At 56.8% G+C, this 15,745-nt stretch carries 14 protein-coding genes; 4 read left to right on the forward strand and 10 right to left on the reverse strand.

Annotated elements, in window-relative coordinates; all coding sequences use genetic code 11:
• Positions 1-27: 27 nt before the first annotated feature.
• From odhB to sdhC, 6 genes are all read right to left on the reverse strand, one after another.
• Entirely contained in the window at positions 28-1,242 is a 1,215-nt protein-coding gene (odhB, locus tag DBR00_RS10180; RefSeq protein WP_108488310.1) for a 2-oxoglutarate dehydrogenase complex dihydrolipoyllysine-residue succinyltransferase, read from the reverse strand.
• 69 nt (positions 1,243-1,311) lie between these two features.
• Entirely contained in the window at positions 1,312-4,143 is a 2,832-nt protein-coding gene (locus tag DBR00_RS10185; RefSeq protein ID WP_108488311.1) for a 2-oxoglutarate dehydrogenase E1 component, read from the reverse strand.
• A 250-nt stretch (positions 4,144-4,393) separates the two neighbouring features.
• Positions 4,394-5,101 (reverse strand): succinate dehydrogenase iron-sulfur subunit, encoded by a 708-nt coding sequence (locus DBR00_RS10190; RefSeq protein WP_108488312.1) that lies wholly within the window; start codon positions 5,099-5,101, stop codon positions 4,394-4,396.
• Between the two features lie 11 nt (positions 5,102-5,112).
• Positions 5,113-6,885 carry a succinate dehydrogenase flavoprotein subunit gene (gene sdhA / locus DBR00_RS10195; protein ID WP_108488313.1) on the reverse strand — a complete coding sequence of 591 codons (1,773 nt, stop codon included), beginning with the start codon at positions 6,883-6,885 and terminating at the stop codon, positions 5,113-5,115.
• Between the two features lie 3 nt (positions 6,886-6,888).
• Positions 6,889-7,257, reverse strand: a complete 369-nt coding sequence (gene sdhD / locus DBR00_RS10200; protein ID WP_108488314.1) for a succinate dehydrogenase, hydrophobic membrane anchor protein — start codon at positions 7,255-7,257, stop codon at positions 6,889-6,891.
• Positions 7,251-7,625: a succinate dehydrogenase, cytochrome b556 subunit gene (gene sdhC / locus DBR00_RS10205; RefSeq protein ID WP_090253269.1), complete on the reverse strand. Its 375-nt coding sequence runs from the start codon at positions 7,623-7,625 to the stop codon at positions 7,251-7,253. Before sdhC ends, sdhD begins: the two co-directional genes overlap by 7 nt.
• Before the next feature lie 363 nt (positions 7,626-7,988).
• Here sdhC and gltA point away from each other — a divergent pair, with 363 nt between their 5' ends.
• A complete protein-coding gene (gene gltA, locus DBR00_RS10210) occupies positions 7,989-9,263 on the forward strand; it encodes a citrate synthase (RefSeq protein ID WP_108488315.1) in 1,275 nt (424 codons plus the stop codon).
• A 58-nt stretch (positions 9,264-9,321) separates the two neighbouring features.
• Here the strand turns inward: gltA and DBR00_RS10215 are convergent, their stop codons facing one another.
• The 4 genes from DBR00_RS10215 to DBR00_RS10230 form a co-directional block, all read right to left on the reverse strand.
• Complete coding sequence (locus DBR00_RS10215; RefSeq protein WP_108488316.1) at positions 9,322-9,909, reverse strand: START domain-containing protein; 588 nt, start codon at positions 9,907-9,909, stop codon at positions 9,322-9,324.
• Between the two features lie 46 nt (positions 9,910-9,955).
• Positions 9,956-10,210, reverse strand: coding sequence for a YkgJ family cysteine cluster protein (locus DBR00_RS10220; protein WP_108488317.1), 255 nt, complete (start codon positions 10,208-10,210; stop codon positions 9,956-9,958).
• A gap of 129 nt (positions 10,211-10,339) precedes the next feature.
• Entirely contained in the window at positions 10,340-12,565 is a 2,226-nt protein-coding gene (locus DBR00_RS10225) for an EAL domain-containing protein (protein WP_108488318.1), read from the reverse strand.
• Between the two features lie 126 nt (positions 12,566-12,691).
• Positions 12,692-13,582, reverse strand: coding sequence for an NAD(P)-dependent oxidoreductase (locus DBR00_RS10230; protein ID WP_256582988.1), 891 nt, complete (start codon positions 13,580-13,582; stop codon positions 12,692-12,694).
• Positions 13,583-13,779: 197 nt separating this feature from the next.
• Between DBR00_RS10230 and DBR00_RS10235 the strand changes: the two genes are divergently transcribed.
• From DBR00_RS10235 to rhtA, 3 genes are all read left to right on the forward strand, one after another.
• Positions 13,780-14,331, forward strand: a complete 552-nt coding sequence (locus DBR00_RS10235; protein ID WP_108488319.1) for an exonuclease domain-containing protein — start codon at positions 13,780-13,782, stop codon at positions 14,329-14,331.
• Between the two features lie 96 nt (positions 14,332-14,427).
• Positions 14,428-14,709, forward strand: a complete 282-nt coding sequence (locus tag DBR00_RS10240) for a pyrimidine/purine nucleoside phosphorylase (protein ID WP_108488320.1) — start codon at positions 14,428-14,430, stop codon at positions 14,707-14,709.
• A 74-nt stretch (positions 14,710-14,783) separates the two neighbouring features.
• Positions 14,784-15,656: a threonine/homoserine exporter RhtA gene (gene rhtA, locus DBR00_RS10245; RefSeq protein ID WP_108488321.1), complete on the forward strand. Its 873-nt coding sequence runs from the start codon at positions 14,784-14,786 to the stop codon at positions 15,654-15,656.
• The last annotated feature ends 89 nt before the right edge of the window (positions 15,657-15,745 follow it).

Consider the following 15,745-nt stretch of genomic DNA (forward strand, 5'->3'; position numbering starts at 1 on the left):
CAGGGCCGCCGTGGGAGAAACTGGCTTTTAGATGTCCAGCAGCAGACGCGCCGGGTCTTCCAGCAAGTTCTTGATGGTCACCAGGAAGGTCACGGCTTCCTTACCATCAATCAGGCGGTGATCGTAAGACAGCGCCAGGTACATCATCGGGCGGATAACCACCTGACCGTTCACGGCCATCGGACGCTGGATGATGTTGTGCATCCCCAGGATCGCGGCTTGCGGCGGGTTGACGATCGGCGTCGACATCATCGAACCGAAGGTGCCGCCGTTAGTGATGGTGAAGGTGCCGCCAGTCATTTCTTCGATCGACAGCTTGCCGTCTTTGGCTTTCTTACCAAAGGTGGCGATGCCGCTTTCGATTTCAGCCAGACTCATCAGCTCGGCATTACGCAGCACCGGGACCACCAGGCCACGGTCGCTGGACACCGCAACACCAATGTCGGCGTAGCCGTGGTAAACGATGTCGTTGCCGTCGATTGAGGCGTTGACCGCCGGGAAACGCTTCAGCGCCTCGGTGGCCGCCTTGACGAAGAACGACATAAAGCCCAGGCGCACGCCGTTGTGGCTCTTCTCGAACAGGTCCTTGTACTTCGAACGCAGTGCCATGACTTCGGTCATGTCAACTTCGTTGAAGGTGGTCAGCATGGCCATGGAAGACTGAGCCTCGACCAGACGCTCGGCGATCTTGGCGCGCAGACGGGTCATCGGTACACGCTTCTCGGTGCGGTCACCAGTGGCGAACACCGGTGCAGCGGCAGCTGGCGCAGCAGGCTTGGCTGCCGGTGCGCTCTTCTTCGCTTCAACGGCAGCCACCACGTCTTCCTTGGTGACACGCCCGCCTTTGCCGGTGCCGGCAATGCTGTTCGGGTCGATGCCGTTTTCTTCAGCAATCTTACGTGCAGCTGGGGACAGGATTTGGTCATCGCCCGCAGCAGCGGCTGGTGCAGCGGCCTGGGCCGGTGCGGCAGCCGCCTGAGCAGCCGGTGCAGGCGCAGCAGCGCCGCCTTCACCCAGGGTACCGAGCAGTTCGTTGGACAGAACGGTATCGCCTTCATTCTTGATGATTTGCGCGAGGACGCCGTCGGCCTCGGCCAGCACTTCGATCACTACCTTGTCGGTTTCGATGTCAACGATCAGCTCGTCGCGCTTGACCGCATCGCCCGGTTTCTTGTGCCAAGTGGCCACGGTGCCGTCGGCAACCGATTCCGGGAAAGTAGGGGCTTTGATCTCGATAGCCATTGTGTGTGGTTCCTTAAATTCGGTTTCTTCTAGCAGGCGGCCCAGATAGCCGCCTGTTGCGCGAAGGCGTTAAACAGTAAAGGCGTCTTGCAGGAGTTTTTCCTGCTGTTCGGCGTGCATCGATGCATAACCACAGGCTGGTGCAGCAGAGGCATCACGACCGGCGTACTCGAGGAACAGCGCTTTCTTGTGCGCTGTCGCCACGCGACGCATGTGATGCTGGCTGCAGTACCAAGCGCCCTGGTTCATCGGCTCTTCCTGACACCAGACGATGTGCTTGAGGTTCTTGTACGGGGCAATTGCCTCGGCCAGATCATCTTCCGGGAACGGATAGAGCTGCTCGATACGCACGATGGCGATGTCTTCGCGGCCTTCATTGCGGCGCTTCTCCAGCAGGTCGTAGTAGACCTTGCCGCTGCACAGCACCAGGCGCTGGACTTTCTTCGGATCGATTGCATCCAGTTCCGGAATCACGGTCTGGAACGAGCCTTCGGCCAGATCTTCCAGGGTCGAGATGGCCAATTTGTGGCGCAGCAGCGACTTCGGCGTCAATACGACCAATGGCTTGCGCAGCGGGCGAATCACCTGGCGACGCAGCAAGTGGTAGATCTGTGCTGGAGTGGTCGGCACAGCAACCTGCATGTTGTGCTCGGCGCACAGCTGCAGATAACGTTCCAGACGCGCCGAGCTGTGCTCAGGCCCCTGCCCTTCATAGCCGTGCGGCAGCAGCATGGTCAGACCGCACAGACGCCCCCATTTGTGCTCACCACTGGAAATGAACTGGTCGAACACCACCTGGGCACCGTTGGCGAAGTCACCGAACTGCGCTTCCCAGATCACCAGCGCATTTGGCTGGGTAGTGGCGTAACCGTATTCGAAAGCCAGTACAGCCTCTTCCGAAAGGAAGGAGTCATACAGCTCAAATTGAGGCTGACCTTCGTATAGGGTCTTGAGCGGCACGAACGCGCTGGCATCCTTCTGGTTATGCAGCACCGCATGACGGTGCGAGAAGGTGCCACGACCTATGTCCTGGCCGGTCATACGGATCGGGTGGCCTTCAAACAGCAGGGTGGCGTACGCCATGGTTTCGGCGTAGCCCCAGTTGATCGGCAGCGCACCAGCACCCATCTTTTGACGGTCTTCAAGGATCTTCGCCACCTGGCGCTGAACCACGAAGCCTTCCGGGATTTCCAATAGCTTGTTGGAGAGTTCCTGCAGGGTTTTCAGCTCAAAGCGCGTATCGTGACGCGCCGTCCAGGCGTGGCCCAGGTACGGACGCCAGTCAACGAACAGTTCCTTGTTCGGCTCTTTGACCAGACTCTTGACCACGTGCTGGCCGTTATCCAGCGCCGTGCGGTACTCGTCGATCTTGGCCTGAACCTCTTCAACCGATTGACGCGCGGCAGCAGTCAGAGCATCGGCATACAGCTCACGGGTGGTGCGCTGTTTGGTGATCTGCTGATACATGATCGGCTGAGTGCCGCTCGGCTCGTCGGCCTCGTTGTGGCCACGACGGCGGTAGCAGACCAGGTCAATGACCACGTCGCGCTTGTACTGCATGCGGTAATCGACGGCCAACTGAGTAACAAACAGCACGGCTTCTGGGTCATCCCCGTTCACGTGCAGGATCGGCGCCTGAATCATCTTGGCAACATCCGTGCAGTACTCGGTGGAACGTGAGTCCAGCGGGTTGCTGATGGTGAAACCGACCTGGTTGTTGATCACAATGTGGATGGTGCCGCCCGTCTTGAAGCCACGGGTCTGGGACATCTGGAAGGTTTCCATGACCACACCCTGACCGGCAAATGCCGCATCACCGTGCAGGGAAACTGGCAGTACTTTCTCGCCGATCGCGTCATTACGACGGTCCTGACGGGCGCGTACCGAACCTTCGACCACCGGAGAAACGATCTCCAGGTGCGACGGGTTGAACGCCATCGCCAGGTGCACTTCGCCACCGGCAGTCATCACGTTGGACGAGAAACCCTGGTGGTATTTCACGTCACCGGAGGACAGGCCTTCGGTTTTCTTGCCTTCGAATTCGTCGAACAGGTCGCGTGGGTTCTTGCCGAAGGTGTTGACCAGCACGTTGAGACGACCACGGTGGGCCATGCCAATGACGATTTCCTTGGTACCGTAGGAACCGGAACGTTGGATCACTTCATCGAGCAGCGGAATCAGGCTCTCGCCGCCCTCCAGACCAAAGCGCTTGGTGCCTGGGTATTTGGTGCCCAGGTACTTTTCCAAGCCTTCGGCAGCCGTCAGACGTTCAAGCAGGTGGCTCTGCACGTCGACGGAGAATTGCGGACGACCGCGTACGCTTTCAAGACGCTGCTGGAACCAGCTGCGCTGCTCGGAATCGACGATGTGGGTGAATTCTGCGCCGATGGTGCGGCAATATGTCTGCTGCAATGCATCGCGAATTTCGCGCAGAGTAGCTTCTTCCTTGCCAATGAACAGACCACCGGTACGGAAAGTGGTGTCCAGATCGGCATCGGTCAGGCCGTAGTGATTGATCGCCAGATCAGCCGGAACAGGACGCTGCCAGAGGCCAAGCGGATCGAGTTGGGCAGCCTGATGGCCACGCATGCGATAGGCCTGAATCAGGCGCAGCACTTCGACTTGCTTCTTCTCGTGTTCACTGCTCACGCTGCCAGCAGACACTGGTTGCGCGCGGCGCTGGTTTTTTGCGAGCAGAACGAAATGATCGCGAATCGTAGAATGCGATACGTCTGTGGCGGCGCTGCCGTCAGTCGGCAACTTCTGGAAGTAAGTGCGCCACTCTTCTGGCACAGCGTTGGGATCGTGCAGGTAAAGCTCATAGAGCTCTTCCACATAGGCAGCGTTACCACCGGATAGGTGGGCACTGTCCCACATGCGCTGCATCACGCTTTCTTGCATGCTTGGTCACCCTCGGTAAGGGGACACCACCGGCGTAGAAACCGCATGGTTTGCCAGTCCTGAAGCAGCGACTGGTAAGCCACTACGGATCCCGCAGATAGTCCGGGCACCAGCCCGGATGCCCCTGCTGGTCGTCATATTTTTCAAAATCAGGATCCACCGCTTTGTGAGCAGCAGTCCTGGCTATAAGTGCGGCGCTGGGGTTGAAGCCAGCGCCGCAGGTGTTACAGGTCTAGCAAACAACTGTGAATCAGGTACCGCTCTGCAGCAGCATGTTGCGTACGTGGCCGATCGCCTTGGTCGGGTTCAGGCCTTTCGGGCAAACGTTCACGCAGTTCATGATGCCTCGGCAGCGGAACACGCTGAACGGGTCATCCAGCGACGCCAGACGCTCTTCGGTCTTGGTGTCACGGCTGTCCGCCAGAAAGCGATAAGCCTGCAGCAGCGCAGCTGGGCCAAGGAACTTGTCAGGGTTCCACCAGAACGACGGGCAGCTGGTGGAGCAGCACGCGCACAGAATGCACTCGTACAAACCGTCCAGTTTCTCGCGCTCTTCCGGCGTCTGCAGACGTTCGATGGCCGGAGCCGGCGTATCGTTCTGCAGAAATGGCTGCACCTTCTCGTATTGCTTGTAAAAGATGCTCATATCGACAGCCAGGTCACGAATGACCGGCAGGCCAGGCAGCGGGCGAATCACCAGCTTGCCGCCTTTGAGCCCCGCTGCGGACAGCGGAGTGATGCAGGCCAGGCCATTCTTGCCGTTGATGTTCATTCCGTCGGAACCGCAAACGCCTTCACGGCAGGAGCGACGGTAGGAGAAACCCTCGTCCTGTTCCTTGATCAGCGCCAGCACGTCAAGAACCATGATGTCCTTGCCACCGGTGTCGACCTGGAAATCCTGCATGAACGGAGCAGCATCTTTCTCCGGGTTGTAACGATATACACTGACTTGCAACATATCAGGCACCCTTAATAAGTCCGGACCTTGGGTTCAAACGCTGGAACTGTCTTCGGCGAGAAGTTGACCGAACGCTTGCTCACGCGCTTCTCACCTGGGAAGTACAGGGAGTGGCACAGCCAGTTTTCGTCGTCACGTTCTTCGAAGTCTTCACGAGCGTGAGCACCACGGGATTCTTTACGAACCTCGGCGGCGATCGCAGTGGCTTCTGCCACTTCGAGAAGGTTTTGCAGTTCCAATGCTTCGATACGCGCAGTGTTGAATGCCTGGCTCTTGTCCGCGATCTTGACGCTCGCGATCCGCTCACGCAGGTCGGCCAGTTGGGTAATACCTTTTTGCATGTACTCGCCGGTACGGAATACACCGAAGTAGTTTTGCATGCACTGTTGCAGTTCCTTACGCAGCGGGGCGACATCTTCGCCGCTGGTGCGCTCGTTGACGCCGGCCAGACGCTTGAGCGACAGCTCAATGTCGGTTTCGCTTGCACCACGCACTTCCACGCCTTCTTTCAGCGCTTTCTCCAAGTGCAGGCCAGCAGCGCGACCAAATACCACTAGGTCCAGCAGCGAGTTGCCGCCCAGACGGTTGGCACCGTGTACCGATACGCACGCCACTTCGCCTACAGCGAACAAGCCTTCGATGATCTTGTCGTTACCGTTGGCATCCTGAGTGATGGCCTGGCCATGAATGTTGGTCGGCACACCGCCCATCATGTAGTGGCAGGTCGGAATCACTGGCACCGGAGCAACAACCGGGTCAACGTGGGCGAAGGTCTTTGACAGTTCGCAGATACCTGGCAGACGGCTGTGCAACACGTCTTCGCCGAGGTGATCAAGCTTCAGCAGTACGTGGTCTTTGTCAGGGCCACAGCCATTGCCGGCAATAACTTCCTTGACCATCGAACGGGCAACCACATCACGGCCCGCCAAGTCTTTGGCGTTCGGCGCGTAGCGCTCCATGAAACGCTCGCCATGGGCGTTGATGAGATAACCACCTTCACCACGGCAACCTTCAGTAACCAGTACACCTGCACCGGCAATACCGGTCGGGTGGAACTGCCACATCTCGATATCCTGCACGGGCACACCAGCGCGCAGGGCCATGCCCACGCCGTCACCGGTGTTGATCAGAGCGTTGGTGGTGGAAGCGTAAATGCGACCGGCACCGCCAGTGGCCAGAACCACAGCCTTGGAACGGATGTAGACGGTTTCACCCGTTTCGATGCAGATGGCGATCACACCGACGATGGCGCCATCCTGGTTCTTCACCAGATCCACTGCGTACCACTCGTTGAGGAACGAGGTGCCGGCCTTCAGGTTGGCCTGGTACAGGGTGTGCAGCAGTGCGTGCCCAGTACGGTCGGCCGCCGCGCAGGTACGCGCAGCCTGAGTTGGGTTGTTCGGACCCTTGGACTGGCCACCGAACGGACGCTGATAGATGCGCCCCTGTTCGGTACGGGAGAACGGCAGGCCCATGTGTTCGAGTTCGAATACGGCTTCTGGCCCCACAGAACACATGTATTCGATAGCGTCCTGGTCACCGATATAGTCCGAGCCCTTAACGGTGTCGTACATGTGCCAGCGCCAATCATCATTCGGATCGGCCGAAGCGATGGCGCAAGTGATGCCACCCTGAGCAGATACAGTGTGCGAACGGGTCGGAAAGACCTTGGTCACCACTGCGGTTTTATGCCCCCCCTGAGCCAACTGCAGTGCAGCGCGCATACCCGCGCCGCCGCCACCCACGATGATGGCGTCATAAGAAAGAGTGCGAATGCTTGTCATGGATCAGTTACCCCAAAAAATCTGCACGCCCCAGGCAAAGAACGCGAACATGACAACGCCACACGCGGCCTGGAACAGAAAACGCACTACAGTCGCCCACTTACCCAGCGCCATCGGCGTCAGGTAGTCGGTGGAAATGGTCCACATGCCAACCCAGGCGTGAACGCTGAGCGCCACCAGGGACAGTAGACTGAAGATGCGCATTGCGTTATTGGAGAACAGTGCATGCCACTCGGCATAACCCAGACCAGGGTTTGCCACTACAAAACCGAGCAGAAAAAGCACATAAGCCGCGAGGACGACAGCCGACACACGCTGTGCCATCCAGTCATACAGACCGGAGCGCGAGAAGTTAGTGACGTTGGTTACCATATCCACACCCCCAGCAGCACGATCACGATCGTCGAAACGACCAGAACGATTTTCGAGCCCAGCTTGCCGCCTTCCAGCGTCTCACCGATGCCCATGTCCATGATCAAGTGGCGTACACCAGCCACCAGGTGGTACAGCAGAGCGGACAACAAACCCCAAATCACGAACTTGGCCAGCGGGCTGGTCAGGCATTCCTGCACCTGGGCAAAGCCCTCTTCGGACGCCAGCGACTTGTCGAGGCCATACAGCAGGATGGCGATACCGACAAAGAGGATGACACCGGAGATACGGTGAAGAATGGACGTGTAAGCAGTGATTGGGAGTTTGATAGTCCTAAGGTCTAGGTTTACAGGTCTTTGGCTATTCACGGCTTTTTTATCACACTGAGAGCCCCTAACTATCAGGGCAAAGTTGTCGGGAGGTGCACTGGTCAGGTACCCATCACCCAAGGAGTGACAACCACCAAAATACGGGCTAAAGCCCTTGGTAGCTGGGCGCAGAGTATAGACAGTTAGGTTACTAATGACAACGCAAAGCCCCCTACCTAAAAGCGCATTGCACCGCGTTAATAAATGGCGTAATAGAAGCCCTTAACGCACCCTAAAATCGCCCGCAAACCCTTCTGCCATCTGGGTTTTCGCAAATTGACATTCGAATTTATCCCACTATAGTGGTGCGGGCCCTGCGTGGGGGGCAGTCAGATGATTTCAAGCATAACTAGGAGGCCACACATGGCTGACAAAAAAGCGCAGTTGATCATCGAGGGCGCAGCCCCCGTCGAGCTGCCCATTTTAACTGGCACCGTTGGTCCCGATGTAATTGACGTACGGGGCTTAACTGCCACGGGCCGTTTCACTTTTGATCCTGGCTTTATGTCCACTGCTTCGTGCGAATCGAAGATCACCTATATTGATGGTGACCAGGGCATCCTGCTGCACCGTGGCTACCCCATTGAACAGCTGGCTGAGCAATCCGATTACCTGGAAACCTGCTACCTGCTGCTAAACGGTGAACTGCCGAGTGCAGAAGAAAAAGCTAAGTTTGTCAGCACCATCAAGAACCACACCATGGTTCATGAGCAGCTGAAGTCCTTCTTTAACGGTTTCCGCCGTGACGCTCACCCGATGGCCATCATGTGCGGTGTAGTCGGCGCACTTTCGGCCTTCTACCACGATTCGCTGGACATCAATAATCCGCATCACCGCGAAGTATCGGCCATGCGCCTGGTAGCCAAGATGCCAACCATCGCCGCCATGACCTATAAGTACTCCATGGGTCAGCCGATGATGTACCCGCGTAACGACCTGAACTACGCGGAAAACTTCCTGCACATGATGTTCAACACCCCGTGCGAGATCAAACCGATCAGCCCGGTACTGGCCAAAGCCATGGATAAGATCTTTATCCTGCACGCGGACCATGAGCAGAACGCCTCCACTTCTACCGTACGTCTTGCTGGCTCCTCGGGCGCCAACCCGTTCGCCTGTATCGCTGCTGGTATCGCCGCCCTCTGGGGTCCGGCCCACGGCGGCGCTAACGAGGCCGTACTGAGCATGCTGGATGAGATTGGCGATGTTTCGAACATCGACAAATTCATCGCCAAGGCCAAGGACAAGAACGATCCGTTCAAACTCATGGGCTTCGGTCATCGCGTTTACAAAAACCGCGACCCGCGCGCCACTGTGATGAAGCAGACCTGCGACGAAGTATTGAAGGAACTGGGCATCACCAACGACCCGCAGCTGCAGCTGGCGATGCGCCTCGAAGAGATCGCACTTACCGATCCTTACTTCAAGGAACGCAACCTGTACCCGAACGTAGACTTCTACTCGGGCATCATCCTCAAGGCCATCGGTATCCCGACCAGCATGTTCACCGTAATCTTCGCTCTGGCGCGGACCGTCGGCTGGATCTCGCACTGGAAGGAAATGCTCTCCAGCCCTTACAAGATTGGCCGTCCGCGCCAGCTGTACACCGGCTACAAGCAGCGTGATATGAAAAAGTAATTTTCCACGCTGAAGAAAAAGGCTGCCTTGGGCAGCCTTTTTCATTTCCATGCCATGGTTATTCGGCTAACTGTCGGAGCTTGTATAACGTGTTATACGGCGCATCCACCACAAAGCTATTAGCCAACCAGGCAGGGACACTACCGCCGGGATCTGAACTCACCTGATAGATTACCTCGACGCTCTCCCCTTGCGCGGTAAACTGCCAGAAACCGTCCACTTTACTGACACGAACAACCCCCTCTGAACGCGGTAAATACTCAGTATCGCCCTGCAAAATACGTAGTACTCGACCACCCGCCTCAACCTCAGTCGTCACCCGCACAATCGAATCGCGCGGTTTTATAGGCCAAGGTGCACTGAACTGGCTGTAAACCCAACTCACGTTACCTTCTTGAGCCAGCAATCGCTGTTGGTTACATGCATGCATCCAAGCGCATGCTTGAACGACATCATTTTGAAGCGCAATCAACCGATCGAGTGTTGAGCGCATGCGTGTAACAGCTCGGAAAACATGAAAATCTGAACCGTTATCAGGTTTTAGATACACCTGAATACCGGCTTCGTCCTTAACTAATTTCCAGGGTTCAGCCTGCAAGCTCCCACTCAGAAACAAAAGGCCAAGGCTTAATACCAGCGCTCTCAAATGATCTCTCCGACTCTGCGACCAACACCTACTAGACAATTCATGCCTAGAAAGCCGTACTCTGTTCCCACCAGCCAATCAAAAGAATCGCTTCTTCACGCGAGTGACCACATACTTCTTCATCCGCGAGAAAGGAAGAACACACCTTGGGGCGCTCTGGCTGACCGAATATCAAGCACATGTTATGGCTGTCTAATTGAGCACAGCGGACACCAGCAGGTTTGCCGTCAGGCATCCCGGGTATCTGAGAACTGATAGAAGGTGCAATGCAGCAAGCACCACAACCAGCGCGACAATTCATGACAACCAACCTCAACAGCGCAAAGCACTGGATTTTACGAGGCTACCTCATGACTTGATAGTAGGTTAGCAACCTAGGCCAACGGCGAATGCTGCTCAAAAACGCTGATAAAGGATCACAAACCTGGATTTAGGATCTATTGGCCGGGTTCTTCCCCAGCCATACCAATAACGCGGCACAGTCCATGGGCTTAGCAAACAAATAGCCCTGCGCCTGCGGGCAGCCATGCTTAAGCATCCAGTCAGCCTGTTCCGGGGTCTCGACGCCCTCAGCTATCACTTGCATGCCCACCCTCGAAGCAATCTGGATAACGGCTTCAGCGATCATTTGCTGGTCACTAACAGAACCAATTTGCATAACAAAGCTGCGATCAATTTTTAATCGATCCGCAGGCAATAACTGCAAATAGCTCAGCGATGAAAATCCTGTCCCAAAATCATCAATAGCCACCTCTACACCCATGGCCCGCAAGGCACTCAGCCTCTCGCAGACAACATCGAACGAGCCCATCGCCACAGACTCAGTAATTTCGACTTCTAATTGCGCTGGCAATACGCCCGTCATTTTCAAATGGGCACTAAACCGCTCAATAAAGTCGTACTGCAGCAGCTGAGGGGCAGAGACGTTAACGGCGACACGGATGTGCGCATACCCCGCATCCGCTAACTGCTTGGCGGCCCGCAAGGACAAACGCATCAGCAAATCGCCCAGTGGCAAGATATAACCTGTCGTTTCAGCCAAAGGGATAAAACTCAGAGGCGGCACCATGCTGCCATCTGTTTTGTACCAGCGCGCCAGCGCTTCTACCCCCGTCACACGCTGGGTCAACAGGTCAACCTGCGGCTGCAGCACCACACTGATATGCCCCGCGTCGACAGCATCACGTAACGCCAACAGTAAGCGGTAGGATTCGGCGTGCGCGCTTTGCAGACCAGGGTCATAAATACTGTGCTGGTCATGCCCTAGGCGTTTAGCCTGTTTGAGGGTCAATAGCGCATCCTGCAGAGCCACTCTGGCCGAGCCACTGAAATCGCTTAAATGCATGGTGACACTGCTTAGGCTATTAACCTGCCCCAACTCATAGGGCCGTTTGTGCTTGCCGAACAAGGCCACTATCTCAGCAGCAGATATGAGCTTTTGCGGCCCCAAAATGGCAAATACATCGTCACGCACGCGCGCAACAAACACTTCACTGCTAAATGCATCGCGCAATTTTTTGGCGACAACCCCCAAGATGTAATCACCGTACCCGGTACCAAATGCTGTGTTGGCCCCCGAGAAATTATCGATATCAATCAGCACCAGCACCTGCTTGGCTATACCCGAAGAATGCAGTGTCGTATCCAAGGTACGGATCAACGCATTTCGGTTGGGAATATTGAGCAAATCGTCCTGATAGGCCATGTTTTCCAGGCGGCTGAATAACGCTACATTGGAAAAACAGCGACTAATACTGGCACTGAAAACAGTCAGTAATTCCAGCTCAGTATCGTCAAGATCATGCTCACCGCGCAGATAACACACATAGTCAGTACCGGCTTGTAAACGAGGTAGGAAGATCACCGCCCCGCCATGCACACGCTGAGTTTGTTGTGTGCAGAAGCACTGCTGCAGTGTGGTCAACACCTCAGGCTCCGTTAAGCCAGAAAGTTTTACGTTCAAAGAGCGTGCATAACAGCCGCTGGCCCCCACAATCAGCGCATCGATAGGAAGCCTAATGGCTGATCCATCAAGTCGCATGCACACCAACGCATCGATTGTTTGATTTAACAGTTGGCTGATTTCAACGATGACCCGTCCAGCCAACTCAACCTGACTTTTACAAGAGAACAACGTATTGCTTGACTCAACAATCATCTGCAGACCGCGACGTGCTTTGGCCACTGTGCGTAATTGCGCATAAGCACGCACGGCTGCGGTCAAAATGTTCAGTAGTCGCTCTGCATCAAGCTCATTTTTGTTCCAGCAATCATTTATGTCGTAATCACGCATCAGCGCTGGCGCTGGCGCTGGCGCTCTGCCGGGCTCACCGGCCAGAAGGACGACTCGTGTATGGCTGTTATCGATTTCTTCGCGCAGGTATTTGATCAACCGAAGGCCGACTGCTTCGCTTTCCATCACCACATCAAACATCACCAGCGCAATGTCTTTATGGTGGGCCAAAATCTGTTCGGCCTCATGGCAACTGGCGGCCTGAATCAGCTCGACGCGGCTGCCGAGCAATTCAATGTCACGGAAGACAAAGGCCATTGCACGCTGGAAGTCATCATCACGATCGACCGCCAATACGCGCCAAACTGTTTCGTCTGGGGTGACAAATGAGGCTTCTTCACTGAACGCAAATTGTCCGTCCATGGCATTGACCGAATGTCTGAGAAAGCAAAAAAACCGACTCTTGACGGGCCTCGTGCTGATTATAGTCCGCGATCGCTGAATACCAGACAATGCGCCATCGAACAGACAGATGGCGCATTGTCTCAGTCATTTACGGCCGCTTAGCCGCGCCAATAGGCTTGATGTATCCCACCGACCGCCGCCCATGTTCTGCACATCGGCATAGAACTGGTCGACCAACGCCGTTACAGGCAGTTGTGCGCCATTGCTGCGCGCCTCCGCCAACAGAATCCCCAGATCCTTGCGCATCCAATCGACGGCAAAACCATGTTCAAATTCACCGGCAAGCATGGTTTTATGACGATTATCCAATTGCCAGGATTGTGCCGCCCCCTTGCTGATCACTTCCATGGCACCCTGCGCATCCAAGCCTGCGCACTGAGCAAAATGCAGCGCTTCGGATAAGCCCTGCACCAGGCCGGCGATACAGATCTGGTTGACCATTTTGGTCAGCTGGCCGCTACCGGCTTCACCCATCAAACGGGTCATGCGCGCATAGGCCTGAATGATTGGCTCAACCTTGGCGTAGGCCACAGCCTTGCCGCCAACCATGATGGTCAGCACGCCATTCTGCGCGCCGGCCTGACCACCAGATACCGGTGCATCGAGAAAACCCAGCTGGCGGACAGCGGCCTGCTCGGCCAGTTCGCGAGCGACTTGGGCCGAGGCGGTGGTGTGATCGACCAGTACCGCACCGGCTTGCATGCCGGCAAAAGCGCCCTGTTCGCCAAGTACCACACTGCGCAGATCATCATCATTACCCACGCAGACCATCACACACTCAGCCCCCGCGGCCGCTTCACGCGGGGTGGGCGCGTGGCTGCCGGCGTATTCGGCGGCCCACTGCGCAGCCTTGGCGGCGGTGCGGTTGTACACACACACCTGATGCCCGGCACGCGCCAGATGCCCAGCCATCGGGTAACCCATCACGCCCAGCCCGATAAACGCAAGCTTTGCCATATCCACCTCTACCTTCATACGCAATCGACAGCGCACGTTTCTGCTTAACCCCATATCCCCACTTCGCGGCAGATACGAACCCGGCAGCAAGCATGCCCGTCACATGGGACCAGCGCCAGTACAGCCATCGGGCAAAACTGTATGAGTCACCCCACCAAGAGGCTTTACCCAAGGTTAAAACTGCTTCCATACTCGCGGCACGCTAAGGAGGGCTTATGCAGCATTGGCTGGTAATCGACCTGGAAGCGACCACCGAAGAAGGCGGTTGGCCGGTCACAGAAATGGAAATCATCGAAATCGGCGCCTGCCTGGTCACCCGTGATGGCCATGAGGTCGAGCACTTTCAGCGTTTTGTCCGCCCGACTCGACGCCCGCATTTGACACACTTTTGCCGTCAGCTCACGCAGATCAGCCAGGCCGATGTCGATGCCGCCGCGCCACTGAGTACGGTCTGTGCACAATTCGAACGCTGGCTGCTGGCTCATCAAGCGCAACTAGCGGGCTGGGTCAGCTGGGGCGATTACGACCGCCGTCAGTTTGAACAGGAATGGCGCGCCCATGGGCTGGAGAGTTACCTGAGCCAGATTTCACACATCAACCTGAAAAAGCGCTTCGCCGAAGCCCGCCAGCTGCCCAGCCCGATTGGCTTGAAAATGGCATTGAATCTGGCTGGTCTGCAGTTTCAGGGCCAGCAACACCGCGCCCTGACCGATGCACGCAATACCGCCCGGCTATTACCACTGGTTTTGCCTGTGCAAAGCAGATGACGAAGAAAAACCGCTTGGGCATACTGGCGGGCCTTTTTCTATGGCCTGTCGCTACTGGCGGCCAGCCTTTTAAATCCCCTTATCGAGGAACTGCAGATGTTCAAGGTCAATGAATACTTCGATGGCACCGTCAAATCCATCGCCTTCGGCATGGCTGAAGGCCCGGCCACCATTGGCGTGATGGCTGCAGGCGAGTACGAGTTCGGTACCAACCAGCTGGAAGTGATGCACGTGATCGCCGGCGCCCTGACCGTCAAACTGCCGGGAAGCGAAAACTGGGAAACCTTCGCGGGCGGCAGCCAGTTCACCGTACCGGCCAACAGCAAGTTCCAGCTCAAAGTCGCCGTAGACACCGCCTACCTGTGCGAATACCGCTAAGCCCCAGCCAAGTGCCTGAAAGCCGGCCTCAGTGGCCGGCTTTTTATTAACGGATAAAAACCCAAGGAACAGTCATGCCGCGTTCAACGCAATTCTCTATGGTGATCCTGCCAATCCTGTTGCTGTTGATCGCCATGACCTCGATCCAGAGCGGTGCCTCCTTGGCCAAAGGGCTGTTTCCGGAAATTGGCGCCAGCGGCACCACCGCCCTGCGCCTGAGCCTTGGCGCGCTGATCCTGTGCCTCCTGATGCGTCCGTGGCAGGCCAAGCTGACCCTCAAGTCCTGCCGCTCGCTGTTGGCTTATGGACTGTCACTGGGCGGCATGAACCTGCTGTTCTACCTCTCGCTGAAAACCATCCCTCTGGGCATCGCCGTTGCCCTGGAGTTCACCGGCCCACTGGGCCTGGCACTGTTGTCGTCACGCCGGCTGGTGGATTTCGTCTGGATTGCCCTCGCGGTTTTCGGCCTCTGGCTGCTGTTGCCGACCGGGCAACGCGATGTACCGTTGGACCCGGTCGGCATGGCCCTGGCCCTGGCCGCCGGTCTGTGTTGGGCGCTGTATATCGTTTTCGGGCAAAAAGCCGGCGCAGAGCACGGCAAGCATACCGTCGCCCTGGGCACCATCGTCGCAGCCCTGTTGGTGTTCCCGGTCGGTTTGTGGCAAGCCGGTAGCAGCCTGTTCTCAATGGATCTACTGCCCATCGCTTTGGCCGTGGCCGTGCTGTCCTCGGCCCTGCCCTACAGCTTGGAAATGGTCGCCCTGACGCGCCTCCCCGCACGCACTTTCAGCATTCTGATGAGCATGGAACCGGCGATTGCCGCCCTCTCCGGCCTGCTGTTCCTCAGCGAGCGCCTGACCCTCAGTCAATGGCTGGCCATCAGTGCAATCATCCTCGCCTCGGCCGGTGCGGCAGCGACGATCAAACCGAAAGCTAAACCGCTTTAAGCGCCAGAGCGTGCTTGCTCTGGTTTAGTCACGACGGATCTAGACCGCTACACCCTGATTGCGGTTAATGCCCCTCCCGGATTACCCGA

Origin of the sequence: Pseudomonas sp. HMWF032, from assembly GCF_003060885.1 — a bacterium.
In the GTDB taxonomy this organism is placed as follows: domain Bacteria; phylum Pseudomonadota; class Gammaproteobacteria; order Pseudomonadales; family Pseudomonadaceae; genus Aquipseudomonas.